Annotated in this window: 11 protein-coding genes; 3 read left to right on the top strand and 8 right to left on the bottom strand. The window is 72.0% G+C overall.

Annotated elements, in window-relative coordinates:
* Positions 1-44: 44 nt before the first annotated feature.
* The 4 genes from H343_RS0104275 to H343_RS0104260 all read right to left on the bottom strand — a co-directional run bounded on the left by H343_RS0104275 (position 45) and on the right by H343_RS0104260 (position 5,539).
* Complete coding sequence (locus H343_RS0104275) at positions 45-734, bottom strand: potassium channel family protein (RefSeq protein ID WP_486586781.1); 690 nt, start codon at positions 732-734, stop codon at positions 45-47.
* A complete protein-coding gene (locus tag H343_RS0104270; protein WP_486586780.1) occupies positions 727-2,079 on the bottom strand; it encodes a TrkH family potassium uptake protein in 1,353 nt (450 codons plus the stop codon). Before H343_RS0104270 ends, H343_RS0104275 begins: the two co-directional genes overlap by 8 nt.
* Positions 2,080-2,393: 314 nt before the next feature.
* Positions 2,394-4,616, bottom strand: a complete 2,223-nt coding sequence (locus H343_RS28835) for an FUSC family protein (RefSeq protein ID WP_486586779.1) — start codon at positions 4,614-4,616, stop codon at positions 2,394-2,396.
* 299 nt (positions 4,617-4,915) lie between these two features.
* A complete protein-coding gene (locus H343_RS0104260; protein ID WP_051264573.1) occupies positions 4,916-5,539 on the bottom strand; it encodes a redoxin family protein in 624 nt (207 codons plus the stop codon).
* A 204-nt stretch (positions 5,540-5,743) separates the two neighbouring features.
* Between H343_RS0104260 and H343_RS0104255 the strand changes: the two genes are divergently transcribed.
* Complete coding sequence (locus H343_RS0104255; RefSeq protein WP_028430122.1) at positions 5,744-6,166, top strand: nuclear transport factor 2 family protein; 423 nt, start codon at positions 5,744-5,746, stop codon at positions 6,164-6,166.
* A gap of 107 nt (positions 6,167-6,273) precedes the next feature.
* Here the strand turns inward: H343_RS0104255 and dgoD are convergent, their stop codons facing one another.
* The 3 genes from dgoD to H343_RS0104240 form a co-directional block, all read right to left on the bottom strand.
* Entirely contained in the window at positions 6,274-7,422 is a 1,149-nt protein-coding gene (gene dgoD / locus H343_RS0104250) for a galactonate dehydratase (protein ID WP_028430121.1), read from the bottom strand.
* 352 nt (positions 7,423-7,774) lie between these two features.
* The gene (locus H343_RS0104245) at positions 7,775-9,046 is read right to left on the bottom strand and encodes a SpoIIE family protein phosphatase (RefSeq protein WP_028430120.1); all 1,272 of its coding nucleotides are present in this window, start codon (positions 9,044-9,046) and stop codon (positions 7,775-7,777) included.
* Positions 9,046-9,849 (bottom strand): alpha/beta fold hydrolase, encoded by an 804-nt coding sequence (locus tag H343_RS0104240; RefSeq protein WP_028430119.1) that lies wholly within the window; start codon positions 9,847-9,849, stop codon positions 9,046-9,048. The genes H343_RS0104245 and H343_RS0104240 overlap by 1 nt, the downstream gene beginning before the upstream one ends.
* Positions 9,850-10,051: 202 nt before the next feature.
* Between H343_RS0104240 and H343_RS0104235 the strand changes: the two genes are divergently transcribed.
* Together H343_RS0104235 and H343_RS0104230 are read left to right on the top strand one after the other, a co-directional pair.
* Positions 10,052-12,700: an ATP-dependent Clp protease ATP-binding subunit gene (locus tag H343_RS0104235; protein ID WP_028430118.1), complete on the top strand. Its 2,649-nt coding sequence runs from the start codon at positions 10,052-10,054 to the stop codon at positions 12,698-12,700.
* Between the two features lie 110 nt (positions 12,701-12,810).
* Positions 12,811-13,029, top strand: a complete 219-nt coding sequence (locus H343_RS0104230; protein ID WP_028430117.1) for a DUF4236 domain-containing protein — start codon at positions 12,811-12,813, stop codon at positions 13,027-13,029.
* A gap of 98 nt (positions 13,030-13,127) precedes the next feature.
* On the opposite strand, the gene H343_RS0104225 is transcribed toward H343_RS0104230, so the two are convergent.
* Positions 13,128-14,186: an NAD(P)-dependent alcohol dehydrogenase gene (locus H343_RS0104225; RefSeq protein ID WP_028430116.1), complete on the bottom strand. Its 1,059-nt coding sequence runs from the start codon at positions 14,184-14,186 to the stop codon at positions 13,128-13,130.
* Between the last annotated feature and the right edge of the window lie 54 nt (positions 14,187-14,240).

Here is a 14,240-nt window from a genome sequence, read left to right as displayed (position 1 = left end):
CGCGCTGCCGGGCCGCAGCGGAGCCCGCGGAGTCCGGGCCCGTCTCAGCGCAGTTCGCTGAAGCGCTCCGTCTGACGGGTGCGCCCCGCCACGATGATGGTGTCCTCCGCCTCGACCACGGTCTCGGCGGTGGCGTACGTGAAACCCTCTCCCGGCCGTTTGATGGCGACGACGGTCAGGCCGTGGCGCGTACGGACGGCGCTTTCGCTGAGCGGCCTGCCGACGATGTCGCCGGGGGGATTCGTCTTGACCATGGCGAAGTCGTCCTCGAACTCGATGTAGTCGAGCATGCGGCCCCGCACGAGATGGGCCACGCGCTGCCCCATGTCGTGCTCGGGATAGATGACGCGGTGGACGCCCAGCTGGGTGAGGATGCGGCCGTGCGCCTCGCTGGTCGCCTTCGCCCACACGTCCCTGATGCCGAAGGAGATCAGCAGGGACGTGGTGAGAATGCTGGACTCCAGGTCGGTGCCGATGCCGACCACGGCCCGGTCGAACTCGTGGACGGACAGTTGCCGCAGCACCTGCTCGCGTGTGGAGTCCGCCCGCACCACGTGGGTGAGTGAGCCGGACAGGGACTGGACGATCTCCTGGTCGGAGTCGATGCCCAGGACCTCCGTGTCCTCATCGGCCAGTTCCAGGGCGAGAGCCTGCCCGAAGCGGCCCAGACCGATGACGACGACGGCGTCGTCCGTCGCGATGCGCTGGTTCTTGGGGCTGCGGTTCCTAGCCAATGACGGGTCGCTCCTCGGGAAGGTCGTACATACGGACGCGGCTGCGCAGCGCCAGCGCGGAGGCCACGGTGATCGGGCCGAGCCGTCCTATGAACATCAGGACCGTCAGCAGGATCTGCTCGGCCGCGGGAAGGTCCCCCGTGACTCCGGTCGAGAGCCCCACCGTCGCGAAGGCGGAGGTGACCTCGAACAGGGACCGGTCGAGATTGATGTCGGTGAAGACCATGAACACCAGCGTCGAGGCGATGACGGCGGCGACCGAGAGCAGCACCACGGTGAGGGCCTGGCGCTGGACGTCGCCGTGCAGACGTCGGTGGAAGATGTTGACGGCGCCCTCGCCCCGTACCTCGGCGTAGATCACGAAGAACAGCACGGCGAAGGTGGTGACCTTGATCCCGCCCGCGGTGCCTGCGCTCGCCCCGCCGATGAACATCAGCACGTCGATGCCCAGCCAGGTGGCCGGATTCATCTCGCCGGTGTCGACGCTGTTGAACCCCGCGGTCCGCGGCATCACGCCCTGGAAGAAGCCCGCCAGCAGCTTGCCCCGTACGTCCAGCTCTCCCAGCGTCGCGGGGTTGCTCCACTCGCTGGCGGTGACGAACGCACTTCCGCCGGCCAGGAGGACGGCACTGGCCCACAGCACGATCTTGGTGTGCAGGGTCCAGCCGCGCGGCCGGCGCAGGCGCCGCCGCAGCTCGAACAGGACGGGGAAACCGAGTCCGCCGGCGATCACCGCGAACGCGACGGGCAGGCAGATCCACGGATCGGTGACGAAGGGCATCAGACTGTCGGAGTAGAGCGCGAACCCCGCGTTGTTGAACGCCGAGACGGCGTGGAAGACACCCAGCCACACCGCCCGGAGCGCCGGCTCGTCGTAGGCGAGGGCGAAGCGGAGAGCGAGCACGACCGCGGTGACGGCCTCCAGCAGCAGGCTGACCTTGACCACGCCGGCGATCACCTTGCGTACGTCGCCCAGCCCCAGGGACTTGGTCTCGGCAGCGGCCGTCATCCGGGCGCGCAGGCCCATCCGGTGCGAGACCAGCGTCACCAGCAGGGACGCGAACGTCATGATCCCGAAGCCGCCGATCTGGATCAGTCCGAGAACGACCGCCTGGCCGAACCCGCTCCAGTAGACGGGAGTGTCGACCACGATCAGCCCGGTCACGCAGACCGCCGACGTCGAGGTGAAGACGGCCTCCAGCACGCTCGCACCGCCCGGTCCGGCCTTTGCCGCGGGCAGCATCAGCAGACCGCTTCCCACCACGACGGCAGCCGCGAAACCCGCCACCACCGCCTGCGCCGGATGCCGCAGCCGCAGACGGCGCCATGCCGACCGGGTCACCACGACGCGTTCCGACCGCCGTGGGCCGGCTCCGTTCTCGTTCGCACCCGGTGACGATAGCCAACCCCCGTGCCTGTGCACGCGCCGGGCGGGCGCATGGTGCCGTGTGCCGCGCGGGGCCGTACCTGCGCGCGGCACGCTTCCGTACGCACGCGGGACCGCCGAGCACGCACGGGGGACGGACCGAACGCGAATGCGGCACCGTCACACGCACGCACACACACTCGCCGGCGGCACGCCGGACGGGCCGGCAGGTGCCCGCCCCACCCCCGAGGCCCGGCGGCGGGTGTCACCCGGCGAGTGTCCAGCGGCGAGCTTCACGCGGCGGTCGTCAGATCGTGGATGCCGCGCAGCTGCGTCATCACCGCACGCAGCGACTCGCACTCCCGCGGAGCGCGCGGGAGCGTCAGTGCCCTGCCGCCCCGCCCGTCCTCCAGCGCGTCGGCGACCGCCGAGAGCGCCGTGGTCACAGCCCGCGCCTCGGCGGCCGGCGGAAGCGGGAGACCGTGCTCGAGGCGCACCGCGCACGCGGTGGCCGCGTCGGCGATGCGCTCGGCGTGAGCCATCGCGGCCAGCCAGTCGTGCCCCTTGCGCCGGGACGCGGGGAGTTCGGCCGCGGCCGTCTCCGCCGCCGCGCGCGCCTCGGCGAGCGCCAGGTAGGCCGCGTTGCGCAAATCGGTGCCACGGCCGCGGGCTTCACCATCCGTCCCGGGGACGGGCGCGGCGTCCGCGGAAGCGCCCGGCCCGCGACCGTCGAGGTCCAGGACGTGACGCAGGTACCGCTCCGTGCATCGCAGCGCCACGGCGAAGCGGTGGCCGACTCTGACGCGCGGATCGGCGAGCAGCGGCAGATGCCCCACGCACAGCACGATCCCGCAGGCCAGCGCCGTGTCCACCAGCCGCGCCGCGGCCGCCCCCGTGTCACCTACCGCGTGCATGAACGAGAGCACCAGCACCGTGACCACCGACGTCTGCAGCCCGAAGTGACGGACGGCCAGCGGGATCAGGGTTCCGCCCGCGGCGACGACGGCGACCGGCCACCACGCCCCGTGCAGCCCCGCCGCGAGTGCGGTGAACGCCACCACGCCGGCGGCAGTGCCCGCGAAACGGTTCACCACCCGGGAGAACAGCGGCCCCATGTCGGGCTTGACCAGGAACGCGGCGGTCGCGGGCAGCCAGTACCAGTGGGTGTGGTGCAGGCCCAGCGCGACGGCCGTACTGACCGCCACGCACAGAGCCACACGAAGTCCGTACTCGCGTCCGGCGGGCGCCAGTACGCACCGCCACAGCGGGAGGTCGGTACGGCGCGTGCCGGGTGCGGGGGACGCCCCGTACGGGGGAGTGCGCACCCCGGGCGGACGGGGCGCGGCCGGAGTCGCGGCCGCCGTTCCCCGCACCGTCCCGCGCTCCTCCGAGCGGGGGTGGACGGTCCGCCCCGGCGCCGTACGGTCGAATGTCACCGCGGCCTCCAGCAGCGCCCGGTCGAAGGCCCTGCGCTGAACCGAGTCGGACAGCGGGCTCGCCAGCGGACCGGGCGCGCTCTGCGCCCGTACGGCCGCAGCCAGCCGCCGGGGACCGTCCCCCACGTCAGGAGTCAGCGGCCGGCCCTCCCACAGCAGCGCGATGCCCGCTTCGCACAGGGCGGTCGCGGCGGTGAGCCGTTCGGTGAGCACGACGGCCCGCAGGCGAGCGTGTCCGGACCGCCGCCGCACCGGCCACGACAGCAGCCGCCTGAGGCGCAATGCCTCGTGCGCCCGCTGCTGGGCGGCGGTCAGCCGGCGGCGGGCCGCCTCGGCGTCCGGACCACCGAGTGCGTGCAGCGCGTCCGCGAGCGCGTCGAACACCGCGGCGACGGCTTCCCGTTCGCCGTCCCCGGGGGCGGCTCTGCCCACCCGGGGAGTGCCCACCCCGGGAGAGTCCGCCCGGAGAGCACGCAGCCGGGGAGCGCGCAGCCGGGGAGCGCGCAGCAGGAGCCGTAGCAGCAGCAGCCACGACGCGCCGCACAGGAAGCACACCGCCTTCAGCCACGCCGGGCCCGGCAGCGGCATACCCGCACCGACCGCCGTGGCCACCAGCATCTGCATGGACGCCGCCGACCACACCGGACCGGCCACGCTCAGCGCGCCCGAGAGCCAGCCCACGGCGAACAGCACGGGCACCGCGCTCCACCGGGTCCCCACGTCGGCCAGCAGACCGCCGAAGAGCATTCCCGCAGCGCCGGCGACGGCGGGAAGACCGATGTGCACGACACCCGTACGGCGCGTACCGGGCCGGTCGTTGACGCCGGCGAGCATGGCGGCGATCCCCGCGAGAACGGCGGGGCCGGGATGTCCGGTGAGCACCCCCAGCGCCAGGAGCGGGCCCGCACTCAGCGCCCCGCGCAGCATGGCCGTCCAGGGGGCGGGCCCCGAGCGCCAGCCCAGCGGATGCAGGAGCCACGCCGGTGCGGCGCGGCGGTCACGGCGTGCCGGACGCAGCGGGCGGGCAGCGCGGGGGGCGCTCAGGGCGCGCAGCGCGGACGTGAAGGACGGGGCGGTCACGGGTCTCCTCGTACGGCCGGGGCAGGCGGACGGGCGACGGTGACCGTGGCTTCCCCACGGTAACGGGACGGCATCTCGCCCCGGGAGCCTGCGCGTTACGCGCACATGTCCCCTGCCGGTGTCCCCTGCCGGGCCGGTGCCGCGGGGATGCTCCGGACCTGGAGAACGGGCGGTCGTCGCCCCGCCGGCCGTCCCCGGCCGCCCGCCGGTGGCAGGTCCGGCGCGTTCGCCGCCTCCACCCGGCCGCAGGCGGCGAGGGGCCGGCGAACTCGAACCGCCCCGCTTGGACGCGTGTCAGCTCAGCCGGCGAGGTCCGCGACCAGCTTGTCCAGCTCGGCCGGGGTCGAAGGGGCACCCTCGTGGACGGTCCTGCCGTTCTTGTCGAGCATCACGTACGAACTCTGCTTCGTGACACCGAACTTGCGCCACACGCTTCCCTCCTGGTCGTTGAGGTGGGGGAAGTTGCCGACCTTCTCGGCGCTCACGAAGTCGTTCATGGGTGCGGTCTTGTCCAGCCCTGCGACGCCGAGGAAGTTCACCCTGTCCTCGTACTTGTCGGCGAGCTTGGCCGTCTGGGACGCCTGGCCCCGGCAGGTGCCGCACCACGGTGCCCAGAACCACAGCACGGACGGCTTGTCGGCCAGTTCGCTGCCCTTGTACGCCTTCCCGTCCAGCGTGGTGCTCGCGAACCGCAGCGACGCCGCGGTCTTTCCGGCGTTCCCGCCGGAATCGCCGGAGCCGCCGGACCCCTCGGTGTCCCCGGACCCCTCGGCGCCGTCCGGCTTCTTCTCGTCCGAGGCCTCCTTCCCGCTCTTGTCCGCCGCGGCGGAGCCGCCGTCCTCCCCGCCGCACCCGGCGACGGCGAGCGACCCGGCCATGATCAGGGCGGTGAGAACTGCACGAGTTCGAGCGGCACGCATCATTCGAATCCTCGGGGGGAGAGAGTCGGACGGCTCACGCTAGGACGTCGTCGAGGGCGGCGGCCGGGCTTTGTGCGCGGCTGACTAATCCCCTCGTCCCTCCTGTTCCGGAGCGGGGCGGGCGGGACCTCGACGGGGTCCGCGCCTTGCGGGCGACGAACGGGTCTTTTCCGTCATTACGGTTCCAAGGTCCGTTAACATCTCGCCGTGTACGAGAACACCGGCGCGTCCGCGGCACCCGGGCCCCGACGTGAGGCCGACGAGGCCCGGCTCGCTGCGGTCGCCGACGAGTGGGCAGCCGCGATCGTCTCCAACGACACCGCGCGCATCGGCGCGTTCATGGCCGGGGACTGGGTGATCGTCTCCGAGTCGGGCCTGACCACCAGGGAGCGGTTCCTCGCACTCGTGGAGTCCGGGGAGCTGACACACTCGGCGATGCAGTCGGTGAGCCGCCCCCGCGTCCGCGTCCACGGCGACTGGGGGACCGTCACCGCACGGGTGACGAACACGGCGCACCACATGGGCCGCCGCTTCGACGCCGACGAGTGGACGACCGATGTGTTCGTCCGAGCGGGCGGCGGCCGCTGGCTGTGCGTGCTGAGCCACATCACGGCGGCCGCCCCGGAGTGAGCGGTGCCGCGCCGCCGTCGGCGGCGGGCCGCCGGGGCGTGACGCCCGGTTGGCGCCCCTCCCTCACCACTGCGCGAACGAGCCCTCACCACTCCGCGAACGCGCCCTCACCACTCCGCGAACGAGCCGTCGCCGTGCCGCCAGACCGGGTTGTGCCAGCTCTCCGCCGTCCCGTCCGCCTCGCGCACCGCCTTCTCGTCCACCTCGACGCCGAGCCCCGGCCCCGTCGGCCTGAGCAGATGGCCCTCCTCGAAGCGGAAGACGGACCGGTCGGCGACGTAGTCGAGCAGCTCCGCACCCCGGTTGTAGTGGATACCGATCGACTGTTCCTGGATGAGGAAGTTGGGCGTGCAGAAGGCCAGTTGGAGAGAGGCCGCGAGGGCGAGCGGTCCCAGCGGGCAGTGCGGCGCGATCGCCACGTCGAAGGTCTCGGCGAGTGCCGCGATGCGTCGGCACTCCGAGATTCCTCCCGCGTGGGAGAGATCCGGCTGCAGTACGGCGATCCCGGCCTGGAGCGCGGGCAGCGCCTCGGTGCGTGAGAAGAGCCGCTCACCGGTGGCGACAGGCAGCGACGTCGAGCCCGTCACCCGTCCCAGGAGGTGGGTGTACTCGGGCAGTACCGGCTCCTCGACGAACATCGGGGCGTAGGGCTCCAGTACGCCCGCCGCCCGCACGGCGCCCGCCGTGGAGAAGCGGCCGTGGAAGTCGACCGCGAAGTCCCGCCCCGGGCCGAGGACTTCACGCGCCGCCTCGGCCCTGGCCGCGACCTCGTTCAGCTCCGCGAGGTTCGGCAGACGGCCCATGCGTCCGGACGCGTTCATCTTCACCGCGGTGAAGCCCGCCTCCACCTGCGCGGCGACCTGGTCGCGCACGGCTGCGGGCTCGTCGCCGCCCACCCAGCTGTAGGCGCGGGCGCGCTCCCGGACGGGACCGCCGAGGAGCTGGTGCACGGGGGCGTCGAGCGACTTGCCGGCGATGTCCCACAGGGCCTGGTCCAGCCCGGCGGCGGCGCTGGAGAGCACCGGCCCGCCGCGGTAGAAGGACCCCTTCGTCATCAGCTGCCACAGGTCCTCGACACGCCTGGGGTCCGCACCGAGGAGGAACTGCTCAGCGAGCTCGTGCACTGCGGTGCGTACGGTCTCCGCTCGTCCCTCCACCACCGGCTCGCCCCAGCCCACGAGTCCGTCGTCCGTCTCGATCCGGCAGAAGAGCCAGCGCGGCGGTACGGCGAAGGTCTCGACCCGGGTGATCTTCATGTGGTGCTCCACTGCTGCGTCGGTGCGTCGGTGTCTCTGTGCGGTCGGGTACGTGTGCGGTCCTGCGGGCTCGCCCTTGAGGCTGCCTTCGGTCAGGCCGGGTACAGGGGCAGGGGGAGGACGGTGCGCGACAGCAGGCCGACTCCTGGAACCGGCAGATCTGCCTCCGCCCGGCAGCCGCCTTCCCCGGCCACCCAGCCTACGCCGCCGCCAAGGTCGGGCTGCTCTCCCCGAGCGGCCAGTTGGCCGTCGGCCACGGTCCGCAGGTGCGCTGCAGCACCGTGCTGCCGGGACCGGTCCCGACAGCACCGTGGGGCAGGGTGACCGAGGAGGCTCCGGCCCCCGGGGGCGGCTACGTCCGTTCCGGCTCGCCGCCGGGACGGGGCGGTACCCCCAGGGCCATCACGGCGGTGTCGTCGTCCAGCCCCTCGCCGAAGGCGTCCAGCAGGTCGGCGATGGCGGTGACGGTCTCGCCGGCCGTGCCCGGGGCGAGGACGTTGGCGAAGTTCAGCAGCGCCTCGTCGCCGTAGCGGTCCTCCGCCGAGGCGGAGGTGTGGGCCTCGGTGAGCCCGTCGGTGTAGAGCAGCAGCGTGTCGCCCGCGGCCAGGTGCACCGTGGTGGTGGCGATGTCCGGACGCGTCAGCACACCGATGAGCTGTCCTCCCGGTGTGGGCAGGTACTCGGCCGTGCCGTGGGCACGCAGCAGCAGGGCGTTGGGGTGGCCGCCGGCGGCGAGTGTGGCGGTGAATCCGTCGTCCCGCGGGGCGAGCGTGCCGTAGAGGACGGTGCAGAAGCGGGGGTCCTCGTCGTAGTCCGCCGTGTTCAGCACGGTGTTGAGGTTGTTGAGCACAGCGACGGGGTCCGGGTCGTAGACCGCCGCCGCGCGCAGGGAGTAGCGGGCGAGCGAGGTGAGGGCCGCGGCCGGTGCGCCTTTGCCGCACACGTCGCCGAGGAAGAGGCCCCAGCCGCCCGAGGCGAGGGGGAACAAGTCGTAGAAGTCGCCGCTGACCTCGTCGCGGGAGGCGATGTGGTAGTGCGCGGCGACGTCCAGGCCGGGCGGGGGCGACAGGACCGGGGGCACGAGCGTGCGCTGCAGCGTCGTCGCGAGGCGCTGGAAACGTTCGCGTTCGTGCTCGGCCTCCTTGCGGGCGCGCAGCAACTCGGTCTCGTACGCGCGGCGGTCACGGGCGTCGGTGACCGTGGTGCGGATGAGTACGGGGTTCTCGTCGCTGTCGGTCATCACGGTCGAGGTGACCAGGACCGGCAGCCGTGACCCGTCGGCGGCCTTCAACTCCAGGGCGATGCCTTTGACTTCGCCCTGGAGCCGCAACAGCGGCGTGTAGTGCGTCTCGTGGTACAGCTTCCCGCCGACGGTGAGCAGGTCGGCGAAGCGCATGCTGCCCACCACCTCCTCGCGGGAGCGGTCCAGCCAGCCCAGCAGCGTGCGGTTGGCCTTGACGATCTGACCGTCCATCAGTGTGAAGAGGTAGCCGCACGGAGCGTTCTCGTACAGGTCCTCGGCGTTCTCCTCCAGCAGCGAGGCGTGGGCGAGCCGGTCGCCGGGGTGGTGCTCCGTGCGGGTGTGGCCGCCGGTGCGGACGGGCTCGTCCCGGGCGCCGCTCATCACCGCTCGCGGGACGCGAAGGATGCGATGGCCTCGTACGTCAGCTCGGGGGCGCTCAACTGGGGGCAGTGCCCGACCGCGTCGAGGGTGACCAGCTCACTGTCGGGGATCGCCGCGTGGACGAACGCGCCGACCTCACGGGGTGCGATCACGTCGTGGGCGCACTCGATCACCCGCGTCGGTACGGGCACCCGGGCCAGGTCGGCGCGGTTGTCGGACAGGAACGTGGCGCGGGCGAAGACCCGGGCGATGGCCGGGTCGATCCGGCAGAAGCTGTTCGTCAACTCCTCCGTCAGCTCGGGCCGTTCCGGGTTGTCCATGACGACGGGCGCCAACGACGCGGACCAGCCCAGGTAGTTGCTGTCCAGCGACTCCAGCAGCTCGTCGATGTCCTCGGCGCTGAACCCGCCCCGGTAGCCGGCGTCGTCGATGTAGCGCGGCGAGGGTGTGAGCAGCACCAGCTTCGCGAAGCGGTCCGGCTCCCACTCGGTCGCCAGGACACCGAAGACGGAACTGACGGAGTGGCCGACCAGCACCACTGACTCCAGGGCGAGTTCACGGCAGACCTCCAGGAGGTCCTCGGCGTAGGACTCCAGCGAGGAGTACCGCTCCTCGTCCCACGCCGACAGGTCCGAGCCGCCCGTTCCCACGTGGTCGAACTGCACCACCCTGAAGTCACGCGCCAGCTCCGGAGCCACCAGGCGCCACATGTTCTGATCGCAGCCGAAGCCGTTGGCCAGCATGATCACCGGCCCGTCCTCCCGGCCGGTGACCACCACGTTGTTCCTGCGCAGCACATCCATGACACCCCCATTGTCCACTGTGTCCCTGTATGCGTCCTGTCCTGTGAGGAGACCCGCAGTGACCTGCCCCGCGGCCCCGGCCGTACGGCACCCGAGCCTCCACGTGTCGTACGGCCGTACAGGGGAAACCCGGAGCGGGAGCCGCACGCAAGCCGACACACAGCGTGGCCCGGCGAGGCCGGGCCGGCGGGACGGACACCCTATGACCAGCGGGTACATGGGTCCCGAGGACTTCGGCAGGGACCCGTTCGGAGAGTTCATCGGGCGCTTCCTCGGCGGCGCCGCCTCGCCGGGCGGCAGCGGCAGGAGAGACCCCCGCTACTACGACTTCCTGCGGCTGATGAGCGAGCCCGCCCGGCAGCTCGTCTCCGAGGCGGCCACCTACGCGGCGGAGCACGGCAGCACGGACCTGGACACCGAGCACCTCCTGCGCGCCGCCCTCACCACGGAACCCACCCGCACCATGATCAAGCGGGCCGGTGCGGACGCCGACGCGCTCGCCCAGGAGATCGACCGGGACATCGGTGACGGGTCGCCGCGCAAGTCGCTCTCCGTCAGTCCCGCCGTCAAGCGCGCGCTGCTGGACGCCCACGACATCGCCCGTACCCGCGGCGCCTCCTACATCGGCAGCGAGCACGTGCTGATCGCACTCGCCGCCAACCGCGACTCCACGGCCGGCCAGATCCTGGGCGCCGCGCACTTCGACCCGCGTTCCGCCTCCTCCGGCGGCCAGCCCGGCCAGGGCCCGCCCGGCTACCAGCCCCCCCAGGGCCCGGGCGCCGAGGCACCGCCCGGACGCGGCGGCCCGCAGGGCAAGCCCCGCAGCGACACCCCCGGCCTGGACAAGTACGGCAGCGACCTGACAGAGGCGGCCCGCGAAGGGCGCATCGATCCCGTCATCGGCCGGGAGACGGAGATCGAGCAGACCATCGAGATCCTCGCCCGGCGCGGCAAGAACAACCCCGTCCTCATAGGCGAGGCCGGCGTGGGCAAGACCGCCATCGTGGAGGGCCTCGCCCAGCGCATCGTGGACGGCGACGTGCCGGACAACCTCCTGGGACGCCGCGTCGTCCAGCTCGACGTCCCGGGTGTCGTCGCCGGCACCCGCTACCGCGGTGACTTCGAGGAGCGCCTGAGCGGCATCATCGACGAGATCCGCGCCCACTCCGAAGAGCTGATCATCTTCATCGACGAACTCCACACCGTCGTCGGCGCGGGCGGCGGCGGTACGGAAGGCGGCTCGATGGACGCCAGCCAGATGCTCAAGCCGCCGCTCTCCCGCGGCGAGCTGCACGTCATCGGCGCCACCACGCTGGAGGAGCACCGCAAGCACATCGAGAAGGACGCCGCGCTCGCGCGCCGCTTCCAGCCCGTGCTCATCCCCGAGCCCAGCGAGAGCGACACCGTCGACATACTGCGCGGCCTGCGCGACCGCTATGAGGCGCACCATCAGGTCCGCTACACGGGCGAGGCGCTGATCGCCGCCGTCGAACTCTCCGACCGCTACATCACCGGCCGCTACCTGCCCGACAAGGCGATCGACCTGCTGGACCAGGCCGGCGCCCGGGTGCGGCTGCGCCACGCGACCCGCGGCACCGACGTAAGGGCCCTGGAGCGGGAGGCCGAGCAGGTCGCCCGCGACAAGGACCAGGCCGTCGCCGCCGAGGACTACGAGCGCGCCAAGGAGCTGCGGGACCGGCTCACCGAGCTCGAGCAGGAGATCGGCCGCGACGAGCGCAAGCACCAGCCCAACGGGCGCATCGCCGAGGTCACCGTCGCCGACATCGCCGACATCGTCTCCCGGCAGACCGGCATCCCCGTCAGCAACCTCACCCAGGAGGAGAAGGAGCGCCTGCTGGGCATGGAGGAGCGGCTGCGTGAACGTGTCATCGGGCAGGACGAGGCCGTGGCCGCCGTCGCCGACGCGGTGCTGCGCTCCCGCGCCGGTCTGGCCAGCCCCGCACGGCCCATCGGCAGCTTCCTCTTCCTCGGCCCCACCGGCGTCGGCAAGACGGAACTCGCACGGGCGCTGACGGAGTCGCTCTTCGGCACCGACGACCGCATGGTCCGTCTCGACATGAGCGAGTACCAGGAGCGGCACACCGTCAGCAGGCTCGTCGGTGCCCCTCCCGGTTACGTCGGTCACGAGGAGGCCGGGCAGCTCACGGAGACCGTGCGCCGCAACCCGTACTCCCTGCTCCTGCTGGACGAGATCGAGAAGGCGCACACGGACGTCTTCAACATCCTGCTGCAGGTCCTGGAGGACGGGCGGCTCACCGACTCCCAGGGCCGCACGGTCGACTTCACCAACACCGTCATCGTCATGACCAGCAACCTCGGCTCGGAGGCGATCACGGGGCGCGGCCCGGTGCTCGGCTTCGGCAGCGGCGATGAGGAGGAAGAGGAGGAGGGGCGCAGGGAGCGGGTGCTGCGTCCGCTGCGCGAGCAGTTCCGGCCCGAGTTCCTCAACCGCATCGACGAGATCGTCATCTTCCGGCAGCTCACCGACGAGCAGCTGCGCACGATCACCGACATGCTGCTGGACGAGACCCGCCACCGCGTCCACGCCCAGGACCTGGCCATCGACTTCGCACCCGTAGCGGTCGACTGGCTCGCCCGGCGCGGCTACCAGCCCGAGTACGGGGCACGGCCGCTGCGCCGCACCATCCAGCGCGAGGTCGACAACAGGCTCTCGCGGATGCTGCTCAGCGGGGAACTGAAGCCGCACACCAGGCTGCTCGTCGACGAGGACGAGGGCGGACTCGTCTTCCGTACAGAGGCAGGGGCCGAGACCGGGGCTGAGTCCGGGGCCGGGAGCGGGACGGAGGACGAGGCCGACGAGGCGGAGTGATCACGCGCCCGGCAGGAGCAGCCGCCGTGAATCCGTATGCCTTCCGGCGGGCGCGCGGGGTAAGCGCTGAGCAAGACGCTCTGTCCGCCCCCGACTTCGAGGAGTCGACGATGCCGCTGACGTTCCGCAAGAGCTTCCGGATACTGCCGGGCGTGCGGTTGAACATCAACCGCAAGTCGGTGTCCGTGACCACCGGTGGGAAGGAAGGGCCCCGGCGCACGGTCAGCTCCACCGGCCGGCGGACCACGTCCATGGACCTGCCGGGCCCGTTCGGATACCGCAAGACCAGTACGCGCAGCAGCCGCAAGCGCTCCAAGAGCGACAGCTGAGTTCCGGGCCGCCCCGGGCCCGAGCAGCCGGCGTACATCCTGGAAGGCCCTGCGGGGGCTGGCCAGGGCTCGGTGGGCGGTCTTCAGGGAATGCCGGTTCAGCCCCGGGCTGGTCGGTCCAGGTCGGACATGTCGAGCACGAAGCGGTAGCGGACGTCGTTGCGTTCCAGGCGTTCAAGGGCCGCATTCACCTGGGACGACGGCAGCAGTTCGATGTCTGCGGTGATGTCGTGTTCGGCGCAGAAGCGCAGCACGGCGGCGGTGGACGGGCGACCGCCGCTGCCGGCGGAGCTGAGCTTCTTCCGGCCGATGAGCAGGTCGGTGGTGTCCACGGTGACCGGTCCGAGGTGGCCGAGGTGGCTGAGGGTTCCGTCCATGGCGACCGTGCGCAGGTAGGGAGTCAGGTCGTGGGGGGCGGAGATGGTGTCGATGACCACGTCGAACCGGTCCCGGACAGCCTCCATCTGCCCGGCGTCGGTGGAGACGACCAGTCCGTCCGCGCCGAGGCTGTGTGCTTCGCCGGCCTTGTCCGGGGTGCGGCTGATGACTGAGGTCGTGGCGCCGAGCGCGACTGCCAGTTTGACGGCGAGGTGCCCCAGGCCCCCCAGTCCGGCCACGGCGACCGTGCTGCCCGGGCCCACTCCCAGGGCCCGCAGGGGTTCCCAGACTGTGACGCCGGCGCAGAGCAGGGGGGCCGCTCCGGCCGCATCGAGGCCCGCGGGCAGGTGGTGGGCGAACTTCTCGCGCAGGAGGTGTTCACGGGAGTAGCCGCCCAGGGTGGTCGCTCCGTCCTGCCGGTCGCTTCCGCCGTAGGTCAGGGTCGGGAAGTCGCGGCAGAAGTTCTCCTGACCGGCCTGGCACATGGAGCACGTCCCGCACGAGTCGACGATGTTGCCGACGGCCACGGGGTCGCCCGGGGCGAAGCCGGTGACCGCGCTGCCGACCTCGCTCACCGTGCCCGTGAACTCGTGCCCCGGCACCAGGATCCCGTCCGTGTCGCTCCTGTGCGCGTGCAGAGCGTGCAGGTCGCTGTAGCAGACGCCGCAGTAGTCCACGCGTACCGCGATGTCGTCCGGGCGCAGGTCCCGGCGCTGGAGGGTCGTGCGGCGCAGAGCGCGCGTCGTGGGGTCTGCCTGCCAGCCGGTTGTGGTGCGCATCATCTCTCCCTGGACAAACTGTTCGGTCTGTCCGAGGGTAAGCAGGCTGTCCCG

Source organism: Streptomyces sp. TAA204 (assembly GCF_000424965.1).
This window is presented reverse-complemented; position numbering and strand designations above follow the sequence as displayed.

What these genes read in the sequence shown, in the direction of transcription:
- H343_RS0104225 (WP_028430116.1), bottom strand. Translation starts at nt 14,186, where the DNA reads ATGCGCACCACAACCGGCTGGCAGGCAGACCCCACGACGCGCGCTCTG.
- H343_RS0104240 (WP_028430119.1), bottom strand. Translation starts at nt 9,849, where the DNA reads ATGGATGTGCTGCGCAGGAACAACGTGGTGGTCACCGGCCGGGAGGAC.
- dgoD (WP_028430121.1), bottom strand. Translation starts at nt 7,422, where the DNA reads ATGAAGATCACCCGGGTCGAGACCTTCGCCGTACCGCCGCGCTGGCTC.
- H343_RS0104260 (WP_051264573.1), bottom strand. Translation starts at nt 5,539, where the DNA reads ATGATGCGTGCCGCTCGAACTCGTGCAGTTCTCACCGCCCTGATCATG.
- H343_RS0104230 (WP_028430117.1), top strand. Translation starts at nt 12,811, where the DNA reads ATGCCGCTGACGTTCCGCAAGAGCTTCCGGATACTGCCGGGCGTGCGG.
- H343_RS0104245 (WP_028430120.1), bottom strand. Translation starts at nt 9,046, where the DNA reads ATGAGCGGCGCCCGGGACGAGCCCGTCCGCACCGGCGGCCACACCCGC.
- H343_RS0104235 (WP_028430118.1), top strand. Translation starts at nt 10,052, where the DNA reads ATGACCAGCGGGTACATGGGTCCCGAGGACTTCGGCAGGGACCCGTTC.